The organism is Chitinibacter sp. S2-10, assembly GCF_046530675.1.
In the GTDB taxonomy this organism is placed as follows: domain Bacteria; phylum Pseudomonadota; class Gammaproteobacteria; order Burkholderiales; family Chitinibacteraceae; genus Chitinibacter.
Map to the genome: position 1 here is coordinate 2507042 of NZ_CP172558.1, position 14642 is coordinate 2521683.

The 14642-nt window shown below is 51.7% G+C and carries 14 protein-coding genes; 13 read left to right on the forward strand and 1 reads right to left on the reverse strand.

Going from position 1 to position 14642, the window contains the following annotated elements:
* Window positions 1-177 precede the first annotated feature (177 nt).
* The 13 genes from ACG2XO_RS11885 (at window position 178) to rfaE1 (ending at window position 12767) form a co-directional block, all read left to right on the forward strand.
* Window positions 178-1506: a DUF3422 family protein gene (locus ACG2XO_RS11885; protein WP_410498200.1), complete on the forward strand. Its 1329-nt coding sequence runs from the start codon at window positions 178-180 to the stop codon at window positions 1504-1506.
* Window positions 1507-1679: 173 nt separating this feature from the next.
* Window positions 1680-2249, forward strand: coding sequence for a CDP-diacylglycerol--glycerol-3-phosphate 3-phosphatidyltransferase (gene pgsA, locus ACG2XO_RS11890; protein WP_410498201.1), 570 nt, complete (start codon window positions 1680-1682; stop codon window positions 2247-2249).
* Between the two features lie 62 nt (window positions 2250-2311).
* The gene (locus ACG2XO_RS11895) at window positions 2312-3466 is read left to right on the forward strand and encodes an MFS transporter (protein WP_410498202.1); all 1155 of its coding nucleotides are present in this window, start codon (window positions 2312-2314) and stop codon (window positions 3464-3466) included.
* Window positions 3467-3535: 69 nt separating this feature from the next.
* Window positions 3536-4552, forward strand: a complete 1017-nt coding sequence (gene aroF, locus ACG2XO_RS11900) for a 3-deoxy-7-phosphoheptulonate synthase (protein WP_410498203.1) — start codon at window positions 3536-3538, stop codon at window positions 4550-4552.
* Between the two features lie 80 nt (window positions 4553-4632).
* Complete coding sequence (locus tag ACG2XO_RS11905) at window positions 4633-5505, forward strand: prephenate dehydrogenase (protein ID WP_410498204.1); 873 nt, start codon at window positions 4633-4635, stop codon at window positions 5503-5505.
* 44 nt (window positions 5506-5549) lie between these two features.
* Window positions 5550-6539, forward strand: a complete 990-nt coding sequence (gene mgrA / locus ACG2XO_RS11910) for an L-glyceraldehyde 3-phosphate reductase (protein ID WP_410498205.1) — start codon at window positions 5550-5552, stop codon at window positions 6537-6539.
* A 94-nt stretch (window positions 6540-6633) separates the two neighbouring features.
* On the forward strand, window positions 6634-7308 hold the full coding sequence (gene cmk / locus ACG2XO_RS11915) for a (d)CMP kinase (RefSeq protein ID WP_410498206.1): 675 nt from the start codon (window positions 6634-6636) through the stop codon (window positions 7306-7308).
* A 192-nt stretch (window positions 7309-7500) separates the two neighbouring features.
* Complete coding sequence (gene rpsA, locus ACG2XO_RS11920) at window positions 7501-9189, forward strand: 30S ribosomal protein S1 (protein ID WP_410498207.1); 1689 nt, start codon at window positions 7501-7503, stop codon at window positions 9187-9189.
* Between the two features lie 28 nt (window positions 9190-9217).
* Window positions 9218-9502, forward strand: a complete 285-nt coding sequence (locus ACG2XO_RS11925) for an integration host factor subunit beta (RefSeq protein WP_410498208.1) — start codon at window positions 9218-9220, stop codon at window positions 9500-9502.
* Window positions 9503-9628: 126 nt separating this feature from the next.
* Window positions 9629-9931 carry a lipopolysaccharide assembly LapA domain-containing protein gene (locus ACG2XO_RS11930; protein WP_410498209.1) on the forward strand — a complete coding sequence of 101 codons (303 nt, stop codon included), beginning with the start codon at window positions 9629-9631 and terminating at the stop codon, window positions 9929-9931.
* 2 nt (window positions 9932-9933) lie between these two features.
* Window positions 9934-11109, forward strand: coding sequence for a lipopolysaccharide assembly protein LapB (gene lapB / locus ACG2XO_RS11935; RefSeq protein WP_410498211.1), 1176 nt, complete (start codon window positions 9934-9936; stop codon window positions 11107-11109).
* Between the two features lie 23 nt (window positions 11110-11132).
* Window positions 11133-11831: an orotidine-5'-phosphate decarboxylase gene (gene pyrF, locus ACG2XO_RS11940; protein WP_410498212.1), complete on the forward strand. Its 699-nt coding sequence runs from the start codon at window positions 11133-11135 to the stop codon at window positions 11829-11831.
* A gap of 12 nt (window positions 11832-11843) precedes the next feature.
* Complete coding sequence (gene rfaE1 / locus ACG2XO_RS11945; protein WP_410498213.1) at window positions 11844-12767, forward strand: D-glycero-beta-D-manno-heptose-7-phosphate kinase; 924 nt, start codon at window positions 11844-11846, stop codon at window positions 12765-12767.
* A 45-nt stretch (window positions 12768-12812) separates the two neighbouring features.
* Here rfaE1 and ACG2XO_RS11950 read toward each other — a convergent pair whose 3' ends face one another.
* A complete protein-coding gene (locus tag ACG2XO_RS11950; protein WP_410498214.1) occupies window positions 12813-14567 on the reverse strand; it encodes a GGDEF domain-containing protein in 1755 nt (584 codons plus the stop codon).
* Window positions 14568-14642 lie beyond the last annotated feature (75 nt).

Consider the following 14642-nt stretch of genomic DNA (forward strand, 5'->3'; position numbering starts at 1 on the left):
ATTTTATTGCGCTGCTTTGGTGCATTGAGCTGCGTCTATAAATTCAGTGCTGGGGTATTTGTTTTTAGGTCAATTATAAATTGATCTTCAGGCAAATACCCCTTTTTGTTTTTTTGGCATGCATTGTGCTGTATCCGGATAGTGATCGTCATTGAAACTACTTCTCTGGAGCGAGCTATGTATACCCATCCGCACATCACGAATCGTGCATTCTCGCTGAAACTGCACGAACACCCGCAACGTCGCAGCATCGCGCGAGAAACGCATTCCTATCCATATCCGCATTTGCCGACGCCGGGGCGGATCAGTCATCTGGCGTATCTGAATCATCATCTGAGCCTGGCGAACGAAATATGGCTATTGGGCCAGCTTGCGCTGCATTATGGGCATACGCCGCCGGAGGAGAATGCCAGCCATTTTTCGCTAAATCTGGGGCATTGCCGAATCCTGTGGATGCGCTATAGCGAATTTTCCAGCATCAGCGTCAGCGCGCCCGCGCTGGTGGCCGATGCGCCATTTTTGAGCCCGGCGCTCGCCGAGCTGCCCGAAGAATGGTTGTTGCAACTGCCTAGCAATATGCTGGTGGCAATTCATGCGCTGGTTCTGCCATATACCGCTTTGCCGCCGACTTTACCTGCGCTGGCTGCGCATTATTTTGGCGGTAAGGAACTCGTTGGCGCTGAAATCGGCGATGGCGCGGGCAGGGTGTATAGCGATTTTCAGAACGATGAAAATGGCTTTGTCCGCTATTTGCTGGCTGACCGCTATATGGGGCGACGGCAGGCCGGGCGGATGCTGCAACGGCTATTCGATATCGAAAGCTATCGCAGCCTGGCAATGCTCGCGCCGCCGCTGGCCGACACGATTTCGCCCGAGCTGATGGCCGCAGACCGTGAGCTTTCCGACTTGACCAGCAGCATTTCGCACGCCAAAGCGGCTGACGAACAGCTCTTGCTCGACCGGCTGACTCAGCTCTCGGCACGGATTGAGAGCGCTTTGTCGCAAACCGATTACCGATTCAGTGCTTCGCACGCGTATTACGAAATTGTGCTGCGCCGACTGGGCGAATTGCGCGAGTTTCGGATTCAGGGCTTGCAACCGCTGACGCAGTTTCTGACGCGTCGGCTGACGCCTGCGCTGGAGCATTGCCAAGTCGTCGCGCGGCGGCAGCGCGAGCTGGCCGAGCGAGTCAGCCGCGCGACTTTGCTGCTGCGAACTCGTGTCGATGTGAGTCTGGAGCAGCAAAATCAGGGCATTTTAACGGCGATGTCGCAGCGCGCCGATTTGCAATTGCGCTTGCAGGAAACCGTCGAAGGGCTGTCGGTTGCCGCGATCAGCTATTACGTGATTGGTTTGCTCGCCTATGGTTTAAAAGGGCTCAAGGCCGCAGGCTTGCACCTGAATGTCGAGCTGATGACGGCGGTGCTGATTCCGCTGGTTGCCGGGGCGATTTTGCTGATGATGCGCCGGATCAGGCGACACCTGGCGACTTCGTCCGCAGATTGAGCCCTCGCCTGCGAATAAACGTTTGCAATGCGCCGATATTCGCAGGCCAGCCGGAGATTTAATGGGCGAAACCAGTTACAATTTGCCTTTTGCTGTTTACGCAGATCGGCTGGCGGCATTCGCAGTGGCCGATGTTTGATTAACAGGCTGTGGCCTGCACAAGACAATCGATTATGCCTTTCAACCTGCCCATTTTTTTGACCTGGTTGCGCGTTGCGCTGATTCCGGTCTTTGTCGGCGTTTTTTATTTGCCACAAGCTGAGTATCCGCTGGTCTGGCAAAACATTATCGGAACGGCGTTGTTTGCGCTGGCGGCGATTACCGACTGGTTTGACGGTTTTCTGGCGCGACGCTGGAATCAGACCAGCCAGTTTGGTGCTTTTCTCGATCCGGTGGCCGACAAGCTGATGGTCGCTGCCGCGCTGATTTTGCTGGTTGAAATTGACCGTGCTCCGTCTTGGCTCGCGGTGATTATTATTGGCCGCGAAATCACGATTTCGGCCTTGCGCGAATGGATGGCACAGCTGGGCAAGTCGAAATCGGTCGCCGTCAATATGATAGGCAAGCTCAAAACAACGGCACAAATGGTGTCCATTTTGCTGCTCTTGTGGTGGGTGCCGTTGATTCCCGGCGTTTCAACGCCATTGATTGGTACGATCGCCTTGTATCTGGCGGGTATTCTGACCATCGTTTCGATGTTTTATTACCTGCGCGTCGCGGCTGAACAATTCAAATCAAACTAGGGGTATTGCTCGCTGAGCAAATATCAATCTAATTTACACCGCTATACCCTGCGTGGTATTTGATGCTCCGGAATAAGGCATTGCTGGCAATTGCCGGATTTTATTTCTGCTACTTTGCTTTCAACGGGCTGTTCTCGCCTTATTGGGGTTTGTATCTGGCCGGGCTGGCTTTTCCAGCCTGGCAGATCGGTATTCTGACCAGCCTCACACAAATCAACCGCATTTATGCGCCCGCACTGTGGGGCTATCTGGCCGATCGGACTGGTCGCCGCCAGCAAATTTTGCGTCTGGCAGGGCTCGGTGGCCTGCTGTTTTATATTCCGCTCTTATTCACTTCCACGTTTTGGCCGATTTTTATCGCCGTTTTGCTCGGCAGCTTTTTCTGGAGCGCCGCCTTGCCGCTGGTTGAAGCGACAGCGATGAATTTGCTGAAAGGCGATTCAGGTGCTTATTCGCGCTTGCGGATCTGGGGCTCACTCGGTTTTGTCGCTGCGACGCTGCTGGCTGGTTACCTGATCGACAAGCAGGGCTTGGCCGTTTTTCCATGGGCGGTGATGTCGGTGATGCTGGCTTTGGCGGTGTATTGCTGGCAAATTCCGGAGTCGCCAACGAGTGAGCAGGTCGTGACGCAGGAAACCAGTTTTCTGACGGTACTGCGCCAGCGCGAGGTGAGGGCGCTGCTGTGCTCGTGTTTTCTGATGGCTTTGGCGCATGGGCCCTATTACAGTTTTTATTCGATTTATCTGGCTGATCAGGGCTATGGCAAAAGCACCATAGGCTGGTTCTGGAGTATCGGTGTTGTCGCCGAAATCGCCATTTTCTGGTTGATGCCCCGCTTGAACGCGCGCTTTGCGCATAAAACGCTGTTGCTGTTCGGTTTGGCGGTTGCCACATTGCGTTTTCTGCAAATTGGCTGGGGAATCGAATCGCTGGCTTTGCTGCTGCTGGCCCAGCTGGCACATGCATTTACTTTTGGCAGCAATCATGCGGTGAATATGGCGTATATCCACCATTATTTTGCCGGTCGCCATCAGGCAAAAGGGCAGGCGCTGTATATTGCCGTGTCATTTGGCATTGGTGGTAGTCTGGGCGGGATTTTGTCGGGTACGGTCTGGCAGGTGCTGGGTGGTGCCTGGGTTTTCAGTCTGGCCGCCGCTGCGTGTGCTTTGGCGTATTGGCTGGCCTGGCGAGGGCTTCCTGAACATATTGCCCGCTGACCATGGTATTTTTGGTAGCCTAAACATAGAGTGATATAACAAACGCCAAGCAAATCTGGGGATGCAGCGATGATTATTGTGATGAAACTTTCGGCGACCGATGAACAGGTGGCCAGCGTGGTGGGGCTGATCCGCGAATCAGGCCTGAAAGAGCATGTTTCACGCGGCTCGGAGCTGGTCATTATCGGCGCGATCGGCGATGAAGATTTGCTCGACGCTGCGCGTTTTGAAATTTTGCCCGGCGTAGAGCGCGTCACACGTGTGATGAAGCAATACAAAATTGTTTCGCGCGATTCGCATCCGGCAGGCTCGATCATTCAAATTCGCGGCATTCCTTTGGGCGGCAATCAGATTCAGGTGATCGGCGGGCCGTGTTCGGTCGAAACGCAGGATCAGATGGAGCAGGCCGCTGCGGCTGTTGCTGCTGCGGGTTGCCGGATGATGCGCGGTGGCGCTTTCAAGCCGCGAACCAGCCCGTATGCGTTTCAGGGCTTGGGTGTTGAGGGGCTGGAGCTTTTCCAGACCGCTGCGCGGATGCACAATTTGCCGGTCGTCACCGAGCTGATGGACGTTCGGATGCTTGACACCTTTATGGAGTATGACGTTGACGTGATCCAGATCGGTGCGCGCAATATGCAGAACTTCGATTTGCTCAAGGAAGTAGGGCGGGTCAATAAACCGATTATTCTGAAACGCGGCCTGTCGGCGACGATCAACGAATGGCTGATGGCCGCCGAATACATCGCCGCCGGCGGCAATCACAATATCATTTTCTGCGAGCGCGGTATTCGTACTTTTGAAACCGCGTATCGCAATGTGCTTGATGTGACGGCGATTCCGGTCATGAAAAAGGAAACGCATTTGCCGGTCATCGTCGATCCGAGTCACGCTGGCGGCAAGGCGTGGATGGTGCCGGCGCTGGCGCAGGCTGCGGTCGCTGCCGGTGCGGATGGCCTGTTGATCGAAATGCACCCGAATCCTTGCGAGGCGTGGTGCGATGCTGATCAGGCGCTGTCGCCGGACGAACTCAAGCAGCTGATGGGTACGCTGGGTGCGATTGCCGGTGCAATCGGGCGTTCGATTTGAGTAATACAACAGACTGCGAACGGGGTGTTTGCAGTAGTGATGATTTGGCCAGCGCTGAAAGCGCTGGCAGTGAGTATCAAATGAGCCGTTCAATTTCTAAATTGGTTTTACTGGGGACGGGTCTGATTAGTGGCTCGTTTGCTTTAGCTTTAAAGCGTGCGCGTCTGGTCAGTGAAGTGGTCGGCGTTGGACGCAATCCGGCGAATCTGGCGCGTGCGATTGAATTGCGCGTGATCGACGTGGCGAGCCATGACGCCGCCGAGGCGGTTAAAGATGCCGATCTGGTTTTTCTGGGGACACCCGTCGGCCAGATGAGCGAACTGATGATGCAGATTGCGCCGCATCTGTCGCCGACATGCATCGTGACCGACGGTGGATCGACCAAACAGGACGTTTGCGCGCTGTACCGACAGTGTTTGCCAAATCAACTGGCCTATTGCGTTCCCGGACATCCGATTGCCGGTTCGGATTTATCCGGCGCCAGTGCCGCCACGTATGGCTTGTATGAAGGCCGCAGAACAGTACTGACACCGCTGGCAGAAACTTCTGCCGAGGCTTTGGCAATGGTTCGCGCGCTGTGGCAGGCTTGTGGTGCGACGGTGTATGAAATGGACGCAAAAACGCATGACGGCGTTTTTGCCGCAGTGAGTCATGTGCCGCATCTAGTGTCTTTCGCGTATATGAATGCGGTGCTGGGTAAGGATAATAGCGGGCAATGTCTCGACTTTGCCGGCACCGGATTTCGCGACTTTACCCGGATTGCCGGCTCGCACCCGGAAATGTGGCGCGATATTACGCTGGCCAATCGCGAGGCGATTTTGTCTGATTTGCGTGCCAATGTGGCGCAATTGCAAGGGCTAATTTCGTTGATCGAAACAGGCCAGTCGGCAGAGTTGACCGAATACATTAACCAGGCCAGCCAGGCGCGCAGTAGCTGGGGTAAAAAGCGTTAATCAGACTGCGGCACTCTGCCTTTCAAATTACTTTAAGGATTGTTATGACTTATCAAGCCGCTGCAAATCGCTATGAAACGATGCCATACCGTCGCTGTGGTCACAGCGGCTTGAAGTTGCCAGCACTTTCATTAGGAATGTGGCATAACTTTGGTGATAACAAGCCCTATGACAATAGCCGCGCAATGGTATTGCGTGCATTCGATCTGGGCATCACGCATTTTGATCTGGCGAACAATTACGGCCCTAAACCCGGCGCAGCCGAAGAAACGATGGGTAAGTTGCTCAAAACCGATTTGGCAGCGTATCGCGATGAGCTGATTATCAGCAGCAAGGCCGGTTGGGAAATGTGGCCTGGCCCCTACGGTGATTTGGGTAGCCGCAAATACCTGATCGCCAGCTGCGATCAGAGCCTCAAACGTATGGGGCTCGATTACGTCGATATTTTCTACTCGCACCGGCCAGATCCCGATACGCCGATTGAAGAAACGATGGGCGCACTTGATAGTCTGGTACGTCAGGGCAAAGCGTTGTACGTCGGGATTTCATCGTATTCAGCGGCCGAAACGGCCGTTGCTGCCAAAGTGCTGAAAGAGTTGGGAACGCCATGCATCATTCATCAACCTCAGTATTCGATGTTTGATCGCTGGATTGAAAACGGCCTGACCGATGTATTGCGTGAGCAAAAAATGGGCAGTATTGCATTCTGCCCATTGGCGCAAGGCTTGCTGACTGATCGCTATCTGAATGGCATTCCGGCCGATTCGCGCGCTGCGGATGCGCAAAATCATTTTTTGACCAGTGATAAAGTTGAGTTGCGACTGGCACAAATTAAAGCGCTGAATGAAATCGCTCATGCGCGTGGGCAGTCACTGGCGCAAATGGCGTTGGCGTGGGCTTTGCAAACGGTGACGTCGGTGATCATTGGCGCCAGTCGGGTGTCCCAAATCGAAGAAAATGTCGGGGCAGTCAATAACCTGGCGTTTAGCCCTGAGGAGCTAGTCAAAATCGAAGCGATTTTGGCGAAAGTCTGATCGAGCCGTTCAATCTCTTGTCTTTGATCGTTACAATGCAGGCCGGAGCGCTTTAGGTGCTCCGGCTTTTTTAATTCAGATTTCGAGTACACCCATGACCCAGATTTCCGTCATTGCCATCGATGGCCCCTCCGCTTCCGGCAAAGGTACTGTTGCTCAGCTGGTTGCCGAGCAGCTAGGTTTTCATTACCTTGATTCGGGCGCAATTTATCGCCTGACTGCATTGGCCGCGCAGCAGCAGGGGGTATCTTGGTCTGATGAAGAGAAGGTGAGCACTGTGGCTCAATACCTGGATGTGGTATTCGATGGTGAACGCATTTTGCTTGCACAGCAGGATGTGAGTGCGGCCATTCGCAGCGAAGACATCGGTTCGGGTGCTTCACAAATTGCGGCCTTACCCAAAGTGCGTGCTGCATTGCTAGCACGTCAGCAGGCGTTTGCCAAAGCGCCGGGCTTGGTCGCCGATGGCCGTGATATGGCATCGGTGGTGTTTCCTGATGCTCCGTTGAAAATTTTCCTGACCGCCAGCGCCGCAGCACGCGCCGAGCGTCGCTATAAACAACTGCTTGGCCGTGGAGAAAGTGCTGATCTGGCCGTGATCACGGCAGATCTGGAGGCGCGCGACGCGCGTGATCGTGCGCGTAGCGTTGCGCCACTGGCTCAGGCTGCTGATGCCTATCTGCTTGACACCACAGAACTGGATATCGACTCCGCGGTAAAACAGGTATTGCTCTGGTGGGCAGAAAAACTTAAAGAAAACAACGCTTAAGTGCTTGATCGAAGTCGATTTTTTCTTTAAAATGCTCCAATTCGGATTTGGCTTTGGTCAAATTTGATGCATGCCCGTTGTCATAACGGGCTTTACTTATGGTCATCCACCTTTTGTGGCCTGGCTTTTACTAACTAACCCGCTGTGGCTTGATGTATTGAAAGTCCAACAGCAAATGGAATTTATCCACTAATGACTACCGCTACTATGGAAAGCTTTGCAGCCCTGTTTGAGGAAAGCCTCACCCGTCAAGAAATGCGTTCGGGCGAAGTGATTACTGCCGAGGTTGTAGGTATCGACAGCAACTTTGTTACTGTAAATGCAGGTCTGAAATCTGAGTCACTGATTCCTCTGGAAGAGTTCAAAAACGACAACGGCGAAGTTGACGTTAAGATCGGTGATTTCGTACCAGTTGCAATCGATAGCCTCGAAAACGGTTACGGCGAAACTAAGCTTTCTCGCGAAAAAGCCAAACGTCTGGCTTCTTGGATCGAATTGGAAGACTGTCTGGAACGTGGCGAGATCATGTCCGGCGTTATTTCCGGTAAAGTTAAAGGCGGCTTGACTGTGATGGTTAACGGTCTGCGCGCTTTCTTGCCAGGTTCACTGGTTGACATTCGTCCAGTTAAAGACACGACTCCTTACGAAGGCAAACAAGTTGAATTCAAAGTAATCAAACTTGATCGCAAACGTAACAACGTAGTAGTTTCTCGTCGCGCCGTTCTGGAAGATTCTCTGGGCGAAGAGCGTCAGAAACTGTTGGAAACCTTGAAAGAAGGTTCAATCGTTAAGGGTATCGTTAAAAATATCACTGACTACGGTGCATTCGTTGATCTGGGCGGTATTGATGGTTTGCTCCACATCACCGATCTGGCATGGCGCCGTGTTAAACACCCATCTGAAGTATTGGCAGTGGGTGATGAACTTGAAGCTAAAGTTCTGAAATTCGACCAAGACAAAAACCGCGTATCTCTGGGCCTGAAACAATTGGGCGAAGATCCATGGGTGGGTCTGTCACGTCGTTACCCATCAGGCACTCGCATGTTCGGTAAAGTCACTAACCTGACTGACTACGGTTCATTCGTAGAAATCGAACAAGGTATCGAAGGTCTGGTACACGTTTCTGAAATGGATTGGACCAACAAAAACGTTCACCCATCTAAAGTTGTTTCTTTGGGTGATGAAGTTGAAGTGATGATCCTCGACATCGACGAAGACAAACGTCGTATCAGCCTGGGTATGAAACAGTGCATGGCTAACCCATGGGACGATTTCGCTGCCAACTTCAAGAAAGGCGACAAACTGAAAGGCGCGATCAAATCGATCACCGACTTCGGCGTGTTCGTTGGCCTGGCTGGCGGTATCGACGGTCTGGTTCACTTGTCTGACCTGTCTTGGAATGTTCCAGGTGAAGAAGCGGTTCGCAACTTCAAGAAAGGCGACGAAGTTGAAGCCATGGTTCTGTCTATCGACGTTGAGAAAGAGCGCATCAGCCTCGGCATCAAACAGATGGAAGGTGATCCATTCAACAACTTCATCTCTCAATCAGACAAAGGTGCAATCGTTAAGGGTGTGGTTAAATCACTCGACGCTAAAGGCGCTGTAGTTACATTGTCTGAAGAAGTTGAAGGCTACCTGCGTGCGACTGAAGTTTCACGTGATCGCGTAGAAGACATCCGCACCGTTCTGAAAGAAGGTGATGAAGTTGAAGCGATGATCATCAACGTGGATCGCAAAACGCGCTCGATCAATCTGTCTATCAAAGCAAAAGACAGTGCTGATCAGTCTGAAGCGATGAGCAAATTGTCGACTGAGGCCAATGCAGGTACAACCAGCCTTGGCGCATTGTTGAAAGCCAAGTTGTCAGGTTCTGCTGAGTAAACCTCTAAAACAGGAATTACTGCAGAATATGACCAAGTCAGAACTCATCGCAAAACTGGCCGAACGCTATCCACAGCTGGTAGCCAAAGATGCGGAGTTAGCCGTGAAGACGATGCTCGATGCGATGGCGCGTAGCCTCGCTCAGGGTCAACGTATCGAAATCCGCGGATTTGGCAGCTTCGATTTGAACTACCGCCCGCCACGTGTGGGGCGCAATCCGAAATCGGGTACCAAAGTAGCGGTACCTGAGAAGTTTGTGCCGCACTTCAAGGCTGGCAAAGAGCTTCGCGAGCGTGTCGATTCAGATGCGTAAACGTGATAGCTAATCAAAAGGCGACATCTCCGGGTGTCGCCTTTTTTATTGCCTATCATTACGCGCCAAAGTCCGGTGCATAATGAAATTAAGCTACAATAACGCTAAATTTTCCGGAGTAATGTGATGCATTATTTGAGCTGGATTGTGAAGTTTATTGTTTTTGTCATCCTGTTTGGCTTTGCCATGCACAATGCGGCATCGGTTGAGCTGAATTTTTTCCTTGGCTATGCCTGGAATGCACCTTTAGCAATGATTTTATTGGTGTTTTTTGTCCTTGGGGCATTGTTTGGCATTCTGGCGTGTCTAGGGCAAGTATTTCGCTTACGGCGCGAGCTGGTGCAATTGCGTAAAGAAATTAAAACCAAAATTCCTGCGGCTCATTCAGGTGCCGAGCTGATTCTCGAACAACCCAAAGACGCGATTTAATAATGATTGAAATACAATTTTGGTGGCTGGTCATTTTGCCGCTTTTTTTTGGCTTGGGCTGGCTGGCGGCGCGGGTTGATATCAAGCACGTGATTGCCCAGAGCAAATCATTGCCTGCGGCTTATTTCAAAGGCTTGAATCATTTGCTTTCCGGCGAAACGAATAAAGCCATCGAGGTTTATGTTGATATTGCGAAAAACCACGAAGAAACCACCGAGTTGCAATTTACATTAGGGCATTTGTTCCGTCGGCGTGGTGAGCTTGAACGGGCAATCCGGATGCACCAGAAATTACTGGCGCGCCGTGATTTGACTGATTCACAAAAAGAGCAGGCTCAGCTGGAATTGGCTGTGGATTTTATCAAGTCGGGTTTGTTTGACCGGGCTGAAAATCTGCTGCATGAATTATCAGGAACGAATGCCGCTCGTGCTGCACGAGTAGAATTATTGGCGATTTATCAGCAGGAACATGAATGGCAAAAAGCGATTGAAACTGCCGAGCAGCTGCGCGATGAAAGTCACACCTACCAGCATGAAATTGCTCAGTTCAAATGCGAGCTGGCTGCCGCTGCTTTAATTCGCAATCAGCCGGAACAGGCGCAAGCCTACTTGGAAAATGCGCTCAATGTTCATCGGCCATGCGTTAGGGCACGGGTGATGCTCGGTGAAATTCTGTTTGGCAAACAGCAATATCAGGCTGCAATTGATCAATGGCTGATGATTGAAACGCAAGACTTTGCGTATTTATCGCTGGTCGCACGGCATTTGCTGAATGCCTATGAAAAACTGGGGCAAATTGAAGAAGGGATTGAATTGCTGATCCGCTTTTTGCAGCGCTACCCGGAGCTTGATGTCGTTGATCTGATTTACGAGCATCTGATTGCCAATCGGGGCGTGGATGCTGCGCATCGCTTTGTGCGGGATCGTTTGCGCGAAAGTCCGTCAATGCAGGGCTTGCGCAAATTGCTTGAAGCGCATCTGCTGGTAGCACCGGACGATCAAAAGCCCGAGCTCGAAATGATAGGGAAGCTGCTGCATGACAATACGCGTGAGCACAGCATGTATTATTGCCGCGAGTGCGGTTTTAAAACCCGGCAATTTTTCTGGCATTGTCCCGGCTGCAATGGTTGGGAAACTTATGCGCCGATTCGTGGTAAACGTCGTAACCAAAGTGAATAATTTTTTGAAAATAGAGAATTTGTATGTCTTTTGAACCACGCGTCGTCGTTGCTCTTGATTACCCTAATGCTGCCGCAGCTCTGGCCTTTGCCAAAACGGTGACACCGCAATTGTGTCGATTGAAAGTGGGCAAAGAGCTGTTTACTGCTGCCGGTCCACAACTGGTTGAAGCGCTGGTTGCGCAAGGTTTTGATGTTTTTCTGGATCTGAAATTTCACGATATTCCCAATACCGTTGCACAAGCTTGCAAAATGGCTGCCGAACTGGGGGTCTGGATGGTGAATGTTCACGCCTCTGGCGGTCGTAAAATGATGGAAACGACGCGTGAGACACTGGAAAAACTACCACAGCGACCTTTGTTGATTGCTGTGACTGTGTTGACCAGTATGGGCGGCGACGAGCTGGCCGAGCTGGGTTTGAATGTCACGCCAGCACAACAAGTTGAGCGTTTGGCGCGACTGACTCAATCGTGTGGTCTTGACGGCGTAGTTTGCTCGGCGCAGGAAGCTGCAATGCTCAAAACGGCATGCGGTCAGGATTTCAAGCTGGTGACGCCAGGAATTCGTCCTGCAGATGCTGCTGCGAATGATCAGACCCGGATCATGACACCGGCGGCAGCCATTGCAGCAGGTTCTGATTATCTTGTGATTGGTCGACCAATTACACAAAGTACCGATCCGATTGCGACATTGCAAGGCATTAACGCGTCTTTGTACGCCTAAGGGGCTCACACGATGCTATTGAAAGACAGAGTAAAATCGGCTCGCGTACTGGTGGTCGGTGATGTGATGCTGGATCGCTATTGGTTTGGTGATGTCGAACGTATTTCGCCCGAAGCACCTGTACCCGTTGCCAAAATCAATAAAACCGACGAGCGGGCAGGTGGTGCAGCCAATGTGGCGCGCAATATTGTTGCGCTGGGCGGACAAGCCAAATTGCTGTCGGTGATCGGTGACGATGAAGCAGGGACAAGTTTGGAGCGTTTGTTGATTAAAGCAGGCGTTGATACCTCATTTCATCGTGATGCGGAAATTTCAACGACGGTGAAACTGCGCGTGTTAGCACGTCAGCAGCAATTATTGCGGATTGATTTTGAAGATTTGCCTAGCCATGAAGTGCTGGCTGCCAAACTGGATGATTTTAAAGCCTGTTTGCAAGAGATCGATGTTGTGATTTTGTCCGACTATGGCAAAGGTAGTCTCGCACATGTTCAGGCGATGATTCAGATTGCCAGAGAGGCTGGTAAGCTTATTTTGGTTGATCCAAAAGGTGATGAATACCAGCCCTATGCGGGAGCAACTTTGCTGACGCCGAATCGTAGCGAATTTCGGCAGGTGGCAGGGAGCTGGAAATCGGACGAGGAGCTGGCGGCCAAGGCCGAAACTTTGCGACAAAAACTGAATCTGACTGCCTTGCTGGTGACGCGTAGCGAAGAGGGGATGACCTTGTTCAAGCAGGGTCAGGTCGTGCATAAGCCAACGCAAGCGCGAGAAGTTTTTGACGTATCCGGTGCAGGAGATACGGTGATTGCAACGCTGGGGCTAATGCTGGCTGCCGGGCTTGATTTACCCGAGGCTATGGATTGGTCGAATAAGGCAGCGGGGATTGTTGTGGCCAAGCTGGGTACTGCCGTAGCAAGCGCAGAGGAATTGTTCTAGCGAGCAATACCGTGCAGGGGTATTTAATCGCGCCAGCTGGCGCGATTATGCGGTTTCAACGCGATTTTTGCCACTTTTTTTCGCACGATACATGGCCGAGTCGGCTCGGTCGAGCACAGTATCGCGCGCTTCATTGGCGTCTGTCTGCGTAACGCCAGCACTAAAAGTAATCAGAATCTTCTCATTTTCATGCAGGAAAAAGCGCCTGGTCAGCTCGCGTTGGACACGCTGCATAATGGTCACGGCTTCTGCTTGGGCAGTCGACGGCATCAGAACGACAAATTCTTCCCCGCCGTAGCGCGCAACGGTATCCGTTGGGCGGAGCAACTCTTTTACGACGCAGACCAGGTGCTGCAACGCCTGATCACCTGCGGCATGCCCCAGTCTGTCATTGAGTTTTTTGAAGTTGTCGATGTCGAGCATGGCGACGCTGAAAGGGGCATCTATACGCTGTGAACGTGCGATTTCGATCTGGTAAGCATCTTCCAAACCGCGGCGATTTAAAGCACCGGTCAGTTGATCTTGGCGAACTTTCTCGCTGAGCTGGCTAAGTTCATTTTCCAGCTCGATCAAACGGGAGTGTGCCAAATCAGCCTGATCACGGGCATCGAGCATGTCTTCACGCGTTCGCAGAGCATCACTTTGCATCACGCGTGTATCCTGCATCAGATCTTCCATCACATGGCGGATGCTGACCAGACTATTGGCCTTATCGATTTTGCTCGCATAATCGACGATTTTTCCATGGTATTTATCGGTGTTTTCCGACATGTGACCCAAGCGGTCGATAAAGCTACTGAGCATGTTTTTGAGTGTTGTTTGAGCCTCAATCAAATCATGTTTAAGCTGACTTTGCTTGAACATGACCTCCTTCAAACCCGCTTCAGTGTCGTAAATCACCCGCATATCCAGCGGTTTGTCCATAATTTTCTGAATCGCCGCGATTTGTCCGCGCACCCAATCGTCATCGACGACAATTTCGGCAATATTATCGGTCAGTAGTCGCAATAGCCGCATCAAGCCATCAGCCAAACGATCTTCATGATCGTTGTGCAATTCGAGTTTGAACCAGAATTTTCGCAAGCGTGGCAGCCATTTTTGCAATTCAGCACTGTTGCTGATTACTTTGGCTTCAGTGGCGATTTCCAGCACTTCCTGTTGCAGCGCCGGATTGTGGCTAAGGCGGGGGGCGAGCCCGGTTTCCAGTGTGGTGACCAGTGCTTCCCGGCATGCTTGCCAGTCCTGATCCGCTGATTGAAGATTGATAAATTCGACACTATTGGCCGGTTTGGCCTGAATGATCGGTTCTGAATCGGATGCTGTTTCAGACCATGATTTAATCAGCGCGCTGATTTTTTGATTGACCATAGTGCCTGAGTGGCCAAAATTGCTCAGCACTTTATCCAACCCAGCTTTTTTCTTCTTGGCTGAGTAGGCCGGATTGGGTAAGTCCCATTGAGTCACCAGTTCTTTGATCAGTTCCGCCCAAGGTTGGCTCACTGTGTCGTTTTGGCTATTGATACAACGAATGATTTGTGCAGGAACCGAATCCCATTCTTTGTGCTTGATCAGTTGTTTGAGAAACTCGATTTGCTGTTTGAATTCGGGGGTTTTGCTGCCAAGCCCTTCGATGTTCTGTATCAGCTTCCAGACCCAGGGATCCTGCTTTTCTTCGGGCGGAGTGTGCGCGATTTCATGGTAAATCATTGCGTAGTTATCTGGTGTAGGAACCAGACGACGCAACGCCAGTTGCTTAAGGGCTTCGCGGGCGATCTCGGTGGGATTGGTCTTTTTTTCCATGATCCGCTTTGGGGAAACTGCTGTAGCAGAAGTATAGATAGTGTTGGTACGCAATACTAAGAACGCGGCAAATGC